Source organism: Pantoea sp. SGAir0418 (assembly GCF_043529865.1).
Map to the genome: position 1 here is coordinate 20,411 of NZ_CP027912.1, position 12,948 is coordinate 33,358.

At 57.2% G+C, this 12,948-nt stretch carries 10 protein-coding genes; 7 read left to right on the top strand and 3 right to left on the bottom strand.

The features are described 5' to 3' along the window. The first annotated feature begins 339 nt into the window (after positions 1–339). The 4 genes from C1N84_RS19180 (at position 340) to C1N84_RS19195 (ending at position 5,205) form a co-directional block, all read left to right on the top strand. Positions 340–1,323, top strand: coding sequence for a DUF1852 domain-containing protein (locus C1N84_RS19180; protein WP_021509409.1), 984 nt, complete (start codon positions 340–342; stop codon positions 1,321–1,323). Positions 1,324–1,350: 27 nt separating this feature from the next. Further along, a complete protein-coding gene (locus tag C1N84_RS19185; protein ID WP_021509410.1) occupies positions 1,351–2,379 on the top strand; it encodes a methionine synthase in 1,029 nt (342 codons plus the stop codon). A gap of 353 nt (positions 2,380–2,732) precedes the next feature. Beyond that, entirely contained in the window at positions 2,733–3,116 is a 384-nt protein-coding gene (locus C1N84_RS19190) for a hypothetical protein (protein WP_031280087.1), read from the top strand. A gap of 31 nt (positions 3,117–3,147) precedes the next feature. Beyond that, a complete protein-coding gene (locus C1N84_RS19195; RefSeq protein ID WP_394541916.1) occupies positions 3,148–5,205 on the top strand; it encodes a pyrroloquinoline quinone-dependent dehydrogenase in 2,058 nt (685 codons plus the stop codon). Positions 5,206–5,339: 134 nt separating this feature from the next. Here the strand turns inward: C1N84_RS19195 and malG are convergent, their stop codons facing one another. From malG to malE, 3 genes are read right to left on the bottom strand one after another with little or no spacing between them, the layout of a single operon-like run. Continuing rightward, positions 5,340–6,230 carry a maltose ABC transporter permease MalG gene (gene malG / locus C1N84_RS19200; protein ID WP_021509413.1) on the bottom strand — a complete coding sequence of 297 codons (891 nt, stop codon included), beginning with the start codon at positions 6,228–6,230 and terminating at the stop codon, positions 5,340–5,342. A gap of 9 nt (positions 6,231–6,239) precedes the next feature. After that, on the bottom strand, positions 6,240–7,772 hold the full coding sequence (malF, locus tag C1N84_RS19205) for a maltose ABC transporter permease MalF (RefSeq protein ID WP_264444681.1): 1,533 nt from the start codon (positions 7,770–7,772) through the stop codon (positions 6,240–6,242). A 58-nt stretch (positions 7,773–7,830) separates the two neighbouring features. Then, positions 7,831–9,021, bottom strand: a complete 1,191-nt coding sequence (gene malE, locus C1N84_RS19210) for a maltose/maltodextrin ABC transporter substrate-binding protein MalE (RefSeq protein ID WP_165899346.1) — start codon at positions 9,019–9,021, stop codon at positions 7,831–7,833. 361 nt (positions 9,022–9,382) lie between these two features. Here malE and malK point away from each other — a divergent pair, with 361 nt between their 5' ends. The 3 genes from malK to malM all read left to right on the top strand — a co-directional run bounded on the left by malK (position 9,383) and on the right by malM (position 12,861). Next, entirely contained in the window at positions 9,383–10,492 is a 1,110-nt protein-coding gene (malK, locus tag C1N84_RS19215) for a maltose/maltodextrin ABC transporter ATP-binding protein MalK (protein ID WP_058770170.1), read from the top strand. Between the two features lie 41 nt (positions 10,493–10,533). After that, positions 10,534–11,835: a maltoporin gene (locus C1N84_RS19220; RefSeq protein WP_058759162.1), complete on the top strand. Its 1,302-nt coding sequence runs from the start codon at positions 10,534–10,536 to the stop codon at positions 11,833–11,835. Positions 11,836–11,949: 114 nt separating this feature from the next. Continuing rightward, a complete protein-coding gene (gene malM, locus C1N84_RS19225; RefSeq protein WP_058776338.1) occupies positions 11,950–12,861 on the top strand; it encodes a maltose operon protein MalM in 912 nt (303 codons plus the stop codon). Positions 12,862–12,948 lie beyond the last annotated feature (87 nt).

Genomic DNA, 12,948 nt, shown 5'->3' on the forward strand with positions numbered 1-12,948 from the left:
GGTGAAGTTTTTTCAACTGACAAACGCCCCGCCAGCTGTCAGGCTAAGGATCGACAGTGTGATAGCGCAGATTAGCGCCTGATTTTGCAGGTTTTTTGCGCAAGCGCGGCCTGCTTTACTTCAGCGCGAGCCTGGTGCAGGCAACATGAAGTTAGCTCATCTTGCTTTGAAATTTAATCACTTTTCCTCACGCAGGGACTCTGGCATAACTAAGGTCATGTTAAATATTTTCGACAATATGACCACTGCTGAATTTGCAAACCTGTAAACGTTTTGAGAACTCCGGTAAAGGAGAGAACAGCGTCAGGTTGCAAGCAGAAATCAGGATGCCCGCTCGCGATGAAAAATGATTTTACCTTTAGTATAAAAAGCACGCGCTTCGATGAGAATTACAATCCCTCCAAAGATACGCGCATTACCACCAATTTTGCCAACCTGGCGCGCGGCAGCAATCGTGAAGAGAATCTGCGCAACGCGCTGATCATGATGAACAACCGTTTCAATTCGCTGGCGAACTGGGACAACCCGAAAGGCGATCGCTATGCGGTTGAACTGGATATCATTTCTGTAGAGATGAATCTGGGTGCAGGTGGCGAGGGTAAAAGCTTTCCGGCGATTGAGATCCTGAAGACGAATATTGTTGATAAAAAAACCAGTGAGCGCATTGAAGGGATCACCGGCAACAACTTCTCTTCATACGTGCGTGATTATGATTTCAGCGTTCTGCTGTCCGAGCATAATAAAGGCCGTTCCGGTTTCAGTATTCCGGATGACTTCGGCGTGCTGCACGGCAATATTTTCCGCCATTTTGTCAACTCAGAGACGTATAAAGCCAACTTCCGCAAAGCGCCGGTCATTTGCCTCAGCGTCTCCAGCAAAAATATTTACCGTCGTACCGGTAATCAGCATCCGGTGCTGGGCATTGAGTATCAGCAAAATGAATCTTCATTGACCGATCTCTATTTTGCCAAAATGGGACTCAGAGCGCGCTATTTCATGCCGGCCAACAGCGTGGCGCCGTTCGCCTTCTACTTCGCCGGTGATTTGCTCAGTGATTACAGTAACCTGGAGTTGATCAGCACCATCAGTACCATGGAAACCTTCCAGAAGATTTACCGCCCGGAGATTTACAATGCGAACTCACCGGCGGGCATTGAATATCAGCCAGACCTGTATCATCAGGATCACTCGCTGACCAAAATTGTTTACGATCGCGAAGAGCGTACCCGCCTGGCGATTGAGCAGGGTAAATTTACCGAAGAGCAGTTTATTAAGCCTTACCACAGCATTCTGAAACAGTGGTCTGATCATTTCGCTCTTTGATTAACGAATAAATAAGGTTATTGATTAATGAAAACATTATTACCGACGTCAACGGCTGGCAGCTTACCGAAACCCTCCTGGCTGGCGCAGCCGGAAACATTATGGTCGCCGTGGAAATTGCAGGGCGATGAGCTGATTCAGGGCAAACAGGATGCGCTGCGTTTATGTCTGGACGACCAGCAGCAGGCCGGTATTGATATCGTCAGCGACGGCGAGCAAACGCGCCAGCACTTCGTCACCACCTTTATCGAACACCTTAACGGCGTTGACTTTGAAAACCGTAAAACGGTGCGCATCCGTAATCGCTATGATGCCAGCGTACCCGGCGTGGTGGGCGAAGTGAGCCGGCAGAAACCGGTCTTTGTTGATGATGCCAAATACCTGCGTCAGCTGACGCAGCGTCCAATTAAATGGGCGTTGCCTGGCCCGATGACCATGATCGACACGCTGTATGACGATCACTATAAAAGCCGTGAGAAGCTGGCCTGGGAATTCGCTAAAATTCTCAACCAGGAAGCGCGCGAATTAGAAGCCGCTGGCGTTGATATTATTCAGTTTGACGAACCCGCCTTTAACGTCTTTTTCGACGAGGTGAATGACTGGGGCATTGCCGCCTTAGAACGCGCCATCGAAGGGCTTAAATGTGAGACCGCGGTGCATATTTGCTACGGCTACGGCATCAAAGCCAACACCGACTGGAAGAAAACGCTGGGTACCGAGTGGCGCCAGTATGAGGAGATCTTCCCTAAACTGCAGAGTTCCGGTATCGATATCGTTTCGCTGGAGTGTCAGAACTCACGCGTTCCGATGGATTTGATTGAACTGATTCGTGGTAAAAAAGTCATGGTTGGCGCGATTGATGTCGCCACCAACACCATCGAAACACCGGAAGAAGTGGCTGCCACGCTGCGTAAAGCGCTGCAGTTTGTAGATGCCGATAAACTCTATCCAAGCACCAACTGTGGCATGACGCCGCTGTCGCGTCATGTGGCTTACGGCAAGCTGCAGGCATTAAGTGCCGGCGCAGAGATTGTGCGGAAAGAACTGCAGGGCTAACGCGTAACGCCTTATTTGTCTCTAACTCAGTCCGCAGGGTTTAAATATCCTGCGGACTGAGCCTCGGTAATCAACATCCTTGCCGTGCCGCCTGTCTGGCCTCGCTAAATTATCCTTTGTAAATACACGCTCCGACCATTACAAATTCCCCATTTTTATCTGACTCCCTCTCTGCATCTAATCCGGCGGGCAGCCTGAATATCATCGTCTATACTCAGCAACGCGAAGTGATATATGTCGCTGCTTTTCACGCTGCGCTGGCGTTAATTTGATTAGCCCGCGCGAACAACAGCCGCATTGACTCATCAGTACACGCTGTTTTCCGTGCTTTCATCCTTAAGGGACTTCCTGGTATGTTGCAATCTCAATCCTCCCGTTTGGGCAGTTTATTGTTGCTGCTGGCGGCACTCATCGGCTTTGCCGTCGCGCTGTATGCCTGGCTCACGCCACTCACCGGTGTCACCGGCACCATTGGCGCGCTGGGCGTCGCTATTGCCAGCGTCGTGCTGGCGGTGCTGACCTTCCTGCTGCGCGCGGCCACCGGCCGTGCCGGGCGCATTTTCCTGATCGTCATCACGCTGCTGCTGCTATGCGCGATCGGTTTTGCTGCCGCGCTGCTGCATCAGGGGATCATTACACTGGCAATGGTCATCGGGCTGATGGGTCTGATTATGCTGGCGCGCAACCCGGCGCATCGCGTTCGCCACGCCACCGCACAAGGAGCTAACCGTGCATAATGAAAAATACGTTCCGCTGCTCAAAGTCGGCATGACTGCCCTGGCGCTGCTGATGGCACCTGCCACGCTACGCGCCGAAGATAAAGCCGCTGAGGCGTCGATGGGTACGCAGGAGAAACTCAACGTGGATGCGGCCGATCAGCAGGCACCCGGCACCACGCACGCCACCGATGATGTCTCCAGCGGCAAGCGCGACGGCGAGAAAGTGGCCTCTGCCAGCCAGCCGGCCACGCCGCTGGTGCCCTCCACGGCGACGTGGGACAGTTTTCACGGCCAGCTCAACGCGCAGAAATACAGCCCGCTGAAACAAATCACCGCCGACAACGTCAGCAAGCTGAAAAAAATCTGGGAGTTTCACACCGGTGACGTTTCGGATGGCAAGGGCGACACGCCGGCGACCGTCTGGTCCGCCACGCCAATTTTTGCCAACGATACGCTGTACATCGGCACGCCATTTGATCGGCTGATTGCGCTGGATCCGGGCACCGGCAAGGAGAAATGGCACTACGATACTAAATCGCCACGTCAGGCGCTGACCCAGCCGGTACTGAAAAATCGTGGCGTCTCTTACTGGCAGGCGAAAAATCCGCAGGCGGGTCAGGCCTGCCAGAAAATCGTTTATATGGGCACCGTTGACGGCAAGCTGTACGCACTGGATGCCGATTCCGGCAAGCCGTGCGAAAACTTTGCAGATAAAGGCGTGCTCAACGTCAACCAGTGGAATACGGTTAACGCTAAATTCCCGCTGTCCCTGCTCCAGCCGCCGACGGTGGTGGGTGATCACCTGATCGTTGGCTGGGCGGGCAAAGACTGGGCTTACGCAGAAGCGCCGCCGGGCACGGTGTTTTCAATCAACGCGCAGACCGGGGCACGTGAATGGACTTTTGACGCCATCCCGGCCAGCATTCGCCCGCGCACCGGTACGGCTAACGTCTGGACCCACATGTCGGCCGACGAAGCGCATGGCCTGGTTTATCTGCCGGTGTCATCACCTTCGCCAAACTACTGGGGCGGCAACCGCGTCGATCCAATTCCACTCGGCACCTCCACGACTGCGCTGGATGTAAATACCGGCAAAGTGGTGTGGTCGCGACAGTGGGTGCATCATGATGTGTGGGATTACGACATCAACTCAGCACCGACGCTGATGGACATTACCGTGAACGGCAAGCAGATTCCGGCGCTGATTCAGGCCACCAAGCAGGGTTTCCTGTTTGTGGTCAATCGCCTGACCGGTGAAGATGTCTGGCCGATTGAGGAGCGTCCGGTGCCGCAGGGCGATGGTTCGGTGCAGGGCGAGAAACTGTCGCCGACCCAGCCGTTCCCGACCAAACCGGCACCGCTGCTGGATCAGTCCAAAAAACCGGCGATCTGGAAGCTGGCCGATATTGTTGGTGCCGGTCAGTGCTCACGCCTGTGGGATAAACTGAGCTATGACGGCATGTACACGCCGCCGACTACCAAAGGCGAAGGCGCACTGACCTATCCGGACAGCGCGGGCGGCGTGCAGTGGGGCGGCGTGGCGTTCGATCCGCAAAAACAGATCGCCATTGTGAACACCTCACACATCGTGCAATACGTGAAGCTGTACAGCCGCGCCGATTACGACAAGGCCGATAACGGCTCGGGTAACGAGAGTGGTTTCGCCCCGCAGGAAGGCGCGCCTTACGGCCTGCGCCTGATGGTGGCGAATAACTGGCTCGGCATGCCGTGCTGGCAGCCTCCGTTTGGCGAGATCGTGGCGCTCGATATGCACACCGGTGATGTGAAATGGCGTCGTCCGGTCGGCGCGTCGCAGCAGTACGGCTTCTTCATGCCGGAAAGCTGGGGCTCGCCAACCATTGGCGGTCCGGCAGTCACCGCCGGCGGCGTGATCTTTATCGGTGCCTCAATGGATGCCAAAGTACGCGCCTATTCACTGGATAACGGCGAAGAGCTGTGGTCCGATCAGGTCGAAGCGCCCGCGGTTGCCAACCCCTCGGTGTATGAATACAAAGGCCGGCAGTATGTTGCCTTTGTCGCCGGTGGTAACACCATCCTGAAGGATCAGGTGGGTGATCAGGTGGTGGTTTACGCACTGCCGGAATAACCCAGCGCAGTAAACCAACAAAGTGGGGCCACGGTGCCCCACTTTTTTTATGCCCGCAATAAAAACGGCGGCCATTGGCCGCCAAAACCTCAACAGGTGGTTGCCGTTGAGGAAGCAGTGGTACTGATGAATCTTTAACCTTTTACACCGCCTGCCGTCAGGCCGCTCACCAGCCAGCGCTGCGCCAGTAAAAACACCAGCGTGATGGGAATGGCGGACAGCACGGCCGCCGCGGCGAAATCGCCCCACAGATAGTTCTGCGGATTAAGATACTGCTGCATCCCTACCGCGAGGGTATAGCTGTTGACGTCGCGCAGCAGCAGCGAGGCGACCGGTACTTCGGTGACCGCAGCGATAAACGCCAGGATAAACACCACCGCGAGGATTGGCACCGAAAGCGGCAGCAATACCAGACGAAACGCCTGCCACGGCGTGGCACCATCCAGCGCCGCCGCTTCCTCCAGCGAACTATCAATGGTTTCGAAATAGCCCTTAATGGTCCAGACGTGCAGCGCGATGCCGCCCAGATAGGCGAAGATCACGCCGCCGTGGGTATTGAGGCCGAGAAACGGCAGATATTGCCCCAGCCGGTCAAACAGCGCATAGAGCGCCACCAGCGATAGCACCGCCGGGAACATCTGAAAAATCAGCATGCCCTTAAGCAAACTGGCGCGACCGGCGAAGCGCATGCGGGCAAACGCGTAGGCGCAGGTGGTCGAGAGCGCCACAATCCCCAGTGCGCTGATAGCGGCGATCTTCACCGAATTCCACAGCCACAGCAGCACCGGGAAGGGCGGCGGCGTCACGCGACCATCGGCATGGGTAACGCTGAACCCGAGCGCCAGCCGCCAGTGTTCCCAGGAAATCTGTTCCGGGATCAGACTGCCGGTGGCGAAATTGCCGCTGCGCAGCGAGATGGCAATCACCATCAGCAGCGGGAACAGGATTGCCGCGATAAACAGCAGCAGCAGCAGATGCGTCAGCAGCAGACGCAGCTTCTGCGATTTCGGTTGTACCATGGCCATAACGCCTCCTTAATCAAACTTCATGCGTAGCGCTTTCAGGTTAATCACCGCCAGCGCACCGACCAGCAGGAAGATCAGCGTGGCGATGGCTGCCGCCAGGCCGAAGTCCTGACCGCCGCCGCCCTCAAAGGCGATGCGCCAGGTGTAGTTGACCAGCAGATCGGTGTAGCCCGCCGGCGTAGTGGTGCCGAGTCGATCGGGGCCACCATTAGTCAGCAGCTGCACCAGTACGAAGTTATTGAAGTTAAAAGCAAAGCTGGCGATCATCAGCGGCAATAGCGGTTTCAGCAGCAGCGGCAGCGTAATCAAAAAGAAATTCTGCAGCGGCCCGGCGCCATCCATCGCGGACGCTTCATACAGATCGTCCGGGATCGCCTTGAGCAAGCCCATGCACAGGATCATCATGTAGGGATAACCCAGCCAGGTATTGACGATCACCAGCATGGCGCGCGCCAGCGTCGGATCGCTGAACCACGCTGGCTTGAAGCCAAACAGCGCATTGAGCATGACGTTGATTTCGCCAAAACTCTGGTTAAACAGCCCCTTGAAAATCAGTATCGAAATGAATGCCGGTACCGCGTAGGGAAGAATCAGCAGCACACGATAGATGGCCTTGCCCCGCAGCGCTTCCCACTGCACCAGACACGCCAGCACCATGCCTACCGCGACCGTCAGCAGCACGGTTAACAGCGAAAACAGCAGCGTCCAGCCAAATATCGCCAGGAACGGTTTCTGAATGCCCTCGTCGGTGAACACGCGGGCAAAGTTTTTCCAGCCTGCGCCAACGGTAAAGCCAGGGCTGAGCTGTTCGCTGGCCCAGCTGCCATCTGCATTGATCTGCTGATAGAACCCCGTGTCCCGGTTAGCCTGATAGCGAGCACCGTTTTGCTGATTTCTCAGCTGTCCCGGTGCGTCCAGCACATACAGCGGCCGCGTGCCGGAAAACTGGCGCAGCGAACTCATCACCAGCTCGCGACCATCCGGCAGCCGGGCAGTTAACTGACTCAGCGCCTGACGGTTTTGGGTGATGATTTTTAAGCTGGCGCGCGCGGTGGCGGGCAGCGCGGCTGGCGTGAGGCTGAGCTGCTGTTCACCACCCAGCGTAAACGGCGCAGACAGGAAGCTGTTTTCGCCCGCGCTGAGCGCCAGCTGCCAGCGATCGCCCTGCGGATACAGCGCGAAGTTCATCGCGTCCCCGGCCTGATACTGGCGACTCAGCAGCACCTGCTGCGCGCGCGCCTCACTGAGCTGATTGGTGCTGCTGTAGTTGGTGAAGGCAATGGCGACGGTACAGGCCAGTGGAAACAGCACGAACAGCGCCATGCCAGCCAGTCCCGGATAAACGTAGCGCCAGGCATAGGCGCGCCGGTTGGTGTAAATCCACAGGCCTGCGGCGCTGACTACCAGCGTGACCAGAGCAAACAGGTATTCACCCTGAGCATACATCAGCACCAGAAGGTAGCCGACCAGCAGACAGCCGATCCCGACCAGCAGGCTGCGCAGCACCAGGCTGTGCCGTCTCTTTTGCGGTATTCCTGACATGATACGGTGTTCCTTAACAGCCAGTGGCGAGCCGACAGCCGTCGGCTCCGTAACAGCATTACTTATTGAGACGCGCCTGCGCATCCTTCAGCGCCGCATCGACGTTTTGACGACCACTCAGCGCATTCAGCGTCGCGGTGCGCATCGCATACCAGAAGGCCGCCATCTGCGGGATGTTAGGCATGATGTCGCCATTGCGCGCATTGTTCATGGTGGCGGCGATGCGCGCGTCTTTCTCCAGCGTTTGCTGGAAAGACTTCAGGGTGACCGCGCCCAGCGGCTTGTCCTTGTTAACCGCGTTGAGACCGGCGTCGGTCAGCAGATAATTTTCCAGAAACTCTTTGGCCAGCTCTTTATTAGGACTGGCCGCGTTGATGCCCGCGCTCAGTACGCCGACAAAGGTTTTGGTCGGCTTGCCGTTCAGCGTCGGTAACAGCGTAACGCCGTAGTTGATGCCGCTTTTGTCGATATTGCTCCACGCCCACGGACCGTTGATGGTCATCGCGGTTTGTCCTTTATTGAAGGCCGCTTCGGCAATCGAATAGTCGGTATCGGCATTAAGGATTTTGGCTTTCACCTGATCGACGAGGAACTGCATGCCTGCTTTCGCGCCGGCGTTGTCGACGCCGGTATCTTTCACGTCATAGCCGCTATCGGTCTTTTTGAAAGCATAGGCGCCACCGGCGGCCAGCAGCGGCCAGGTGAAATAGGGTTCCTGCAGGTTAAACATGATGGCGCTCTTGCCTTTGGCGCGCAGCTGCTTATCCAGCGCCGCCATCTCTTCCCAGCTTTTCGGTGGGGTGGGCAGCAGATCTTTGTTGTAAATCAGCGACAGCGACTCCACAGACACCGGATAGCCAATCAGCTTGCCGTTGAAGCGCACTGCATCCCAGGTAAACGGAAACAGTTTTTGCTGGAAGTTTTGATCCGGTGTGACTTCGGCCAGCAGTCCTGACTGGGCATAGCCGCCAAAGCGATCGTGCGCCCAGAAGATGATGTCCGGCCCATCCCCGGTCGCGGCGACCTGCGGGTATTTCTCTTCCATTTTGTCAGGATGTTCAACCGTCACGCTGATACCGGTGTCCTGCTCGAATTTTTTGCCTACCTCGGCGAGGCCGTTATAGCCCTTATCACCGTTGATCCAGATGACCAGTTTACCTTCTTCAATTTTGGCCACGGCCGAAGCCGAAAACAGTACGGCCGTAAGGGCGGAAAGGGCCAGAACGCGTGCGCCGGTTTTCATTGTCATAACTCCATCCTGTTAGCGGAAGCGGAAATCATTAATGGCATCATTGTGCGGCGGTATGCCATTTCTTCATCCTCCTGCGATCTACGCCCAACGGCACTAAGCCGTGATCGCGCTTGCAAAACAGCGCCTTAATACGCGCTGGCGCACACTATTGACGCGTCAGCTCTGCGTGACAGCTCACAAAATTGCCGTGAACGTCGCGCCGGCGCGGCTGGCGTACGTGTACTCCTCCTCCCGCCTCATCCCCCAGTAAAAACCCACACGGTGGAGGATGTTGCGCCGTCTGCCCCTGCCCATAGTGGTCGCCGGAGTCTGCCTGCGGTGCTGCAGGCAAGCATGAGCCTGCGAAGAGGAAAGCATCATGGCGAGCGTTGCGTTACACCATGTCACCAAGGCCTGGGGCGATACTGAGGTATCAAAAGACATCAATCTGGAGATCGGCGAAGGGGAATTTGTGGTGTTCGTCGGTCCCTCCGGCTGCGGCAAATCAACGCTGCTGCGCATGATCGCCGGCCTGGAAACCATCACCCGCGGCGATCTGCTGATTGGCGGTCAGCGTATGAACGATGTTCCGCCCGCTGAGCGCGGTATTGGCATGGTGTTTCAGTCTTACGCCCTTTATCCGCACCTTTCGGTGGCCGAAAACATGTCGTTTGGCCTTAAGCTGGCCGGCGTAAAGCGTGCTGAGATCCAGCAGCGCGTCAATCAGGTGGCGGAGGTGTTACAGCTGGCGCACCTGCTGGAACGGCGACCCAAAGCGCTGTCAGGCGGACAGCGGCAGCGCGTGGCCATCGGGCGCACGCTGGTGGCCGAACCGCGTGTGTTTCTGCTCGACGAGCCATTGTCCAATCTTGATGCCGCGCTGCGCGTACAGATGCGCATCGAAATCTCACGCCTGCATAAGCGCCTGAAGCGCACCATGATTTACGTTACGCACGATCAAATCGAAGCGATGACGCTGGCCGACAAGATCGTGGTGCTGGACGCCGGTCGCATCGCCCAGGTCGGCAAGCCGCTCGAACTCTATCACTATCCCGCTAACCGCTTCGTTGCCGGTTTTATCGGCTCGCCGCGCATGAATTTTCTGCCCGTCAAAGTGACCGCCACCGCCATCGATCAGGTGCAGGTGCGTCTGCCCAACGATCAGCTTGTATGGCTGCCGGTGGAGAGCGCCGGCGTCCAGGTCGGCAGCAACATGTCGCTGGGTATTCGTCCGGAACATCTGCTCTCCAGCGACATCGCCGATGTCACGCTGGAGGGCGAAGTGCAGGTGGTTGAGCAGCTCGGCCACGAGACGCAGATCCATATCCAGATCCCCGCCATTCGTCAGAACCTGGTGTACCGCCAGGAGGACGTGGTGCTGGTAGAAGAGGGCGCCCTGATGGGTATTGGCCTGCCGCCGGAGCGTTGTCACCTGTTCCGCGAGGACGGGAGCGCCTGCCGCAGGCTGCATCAGGAACCCGGTGTTTAGCCCTGCAAAACAATAAAAGCAATGACCTCAGGAGATAGAAAATGTTAACTCTGCGCAAACTTCCCGTCGCGATTGCCATCGCAGCGGGTACGCTCTCCGCTCAAGCCATGGCGGTCGATTTTACGGGTTACGCCCGTTCGGGTATCGGCTGGACCGGCAGCGGCGGTGAGCAACAGTGCTTTCAGGCTACCGGCGCGCAAAGCAAATACCGTCTGGGCAACGAATGTGAAACCTATGCTGAACTGAAACTGGGTCAGGAAGTGTGGAAAGAGGGCGATAAAAGTTTCTATTTCGATACCAACGTCGCCTATTCCGTTTCCCAGCAGAATGACTGGGAAGCGACCTCACCGGCCTTCCGTGAAGCCAACGTGAAAGGAAAAAACCTGATCGATGCGCTGCCGGGTTCCACCATCTGGGCCGGTAAACGCTTTTATCAGCGTCACGATGTTCACATGATCGACTTCTACTACTGGGATATCTCCGGTCCGGGTGCCGGTCTGGAAGATGTCGATCTCGGGTTTGGTAAGCTCTCGTTCGCCGCGACGCGCTCTTCCGAAGCGGGCGGCTCTTACACCTTCTCCAGTGACCAGATTCGTGATTACGCCACCAGTACCGCCAACGACGTTTTTGATGTGCGTCTCGCCGGCCTGGAAACTAACCCCAATGGCGTGCTGGAACTGGGTGTCGACTATGGCCGCGCCAACGCGCGTGACGGCTATCGCTTAGATGACGGCGCGTCGAAAGATGGCTGGATGTTCACCGCGGAACACACGCAGAGCATGCTGAAAGGCTACAACAAGTTTGTGCTGCAGTACGCCACTGATGCGCTGACCTCGCAGGGCAAAGGCCTGCCGCAGGGCAGCAACATCAATAACAACGGCAATATGTACCGCATCCTCGATCACGGTGCGATCTCGCTGGCCGATCGCTGGGATCTGATGTACGTGGCGATGTACCAGAACGTCGATCTGGATAACAACCGCGGAACCGAGTGGTACACCGTCGGCGTACGTCCTATGTACAAATGGACGCCGATCATGAGCACCCTGCTGGAAGTCGGCTATGACAACGTTAAGTCACAGCAGGTCAGCGAACGCAACGGCCAGTACAAAATTACCCTGGCGCAGCAGTGGCAGGCTGGCGACAGCATCTGGTCACGTCCGGCGCTGCGCCTGTTCGCTACCTATGCCAAATGGGATGAGAAGTGGGGCTACAGCAAAGACGCCTCCGGCGATATCACGTCGCTGGCCGCAGCGGACAGCAGCGGCAACGGTCTGTTCACCAACAGCCGTGGCGACAACGATGAGTGGACCTTCGGCGCACAGATGGAAATCTGGTGGTAAGGCGCTGCGCAGGTTAAGCAAACATCCGCCGTGCGGCAGACGCACGGCGTTTTCGGACAGCGGCAGCCATTGCCTGGCCCACGCCGCTGCCTGACAGCTTGTTGGGATATCACAATGAAAAAACATCTTATCGCCTTCTGCCTGAGCAGCGCGCTGCTGACCGGCGTCATTATGCCAGTTCAGGCCGACATCAATCTGGTGCCACAGGATCTTTCCGCGGCGCCGTCCATTCCCACCGCGCGGCTGCAGCAGCTGAGCTGGCAGCCGGTGGATGCTTCACGTGCACAAACCACCACGCTGACACAAAGCGCAACGCCGCTGGATGTACGTGGCGTAACAGGGGCCATTGCGGCTTACAGCCTGCCTGCCAATCAGGGCGAGCTGACGGTTACGCTAAGCAGCGAGGTGGTACACAATCAGGTCTTTGCCCCTAATGTGCTGGTACTGGACGAAAACCTGCAGCCGGCCGCGTGGTTTCCGAGCCGCTTCTTTAGCTATCAGCAGCCCGGCGTGATGAGCGCCGACCGGCTGGAAGGAGTGATGAAGCTGACGCCGGTGCCGGGCCAGCAGAAGATCTATTTGCTCGTGTTCACCACCGACCAGGATTTAACCCAGACCACCACGTTGCTGGATCCGGCCAAAGCTTATGCCAAAGGCACCGGCCATGCGGTACCGGATATTCCCGATCCGGTGGCGCGTCACAGTCGCGACGGCAAAATCAAACTGAAAGTGGCAACCAGTTCCGGCTCGTCGATACTGGTCGGCCCGCTGTTTGGCTCAGCCGCGCCTGCCGCCGTGACCGTTGGCAGCACCCGGCCGGCCATGGCCGCCACGACGGCGCGCGCGCCAGCGCCTGAACCGGCACCGCTGGTGAATGAGACGGAAAGCTATTTCAATCAGAGCATTCGTCAGGCGGTGCAACAGGGCAATATCGATAAAGCGCTGAAGCTGCTGGATGAAGCAGAGCGTCTGGGATCGACCTCGGCGCGGCAAACCTTTATCAGCAGTGTTAAAGGCAAGGGGTGAAACTGCCCCGACAGTGCTGAGTTGCCCCACCTGGTGCGCTTCGGCGCACCTTTTTTATGGCACTCCGACCTGCACGCAGCAGGTCGG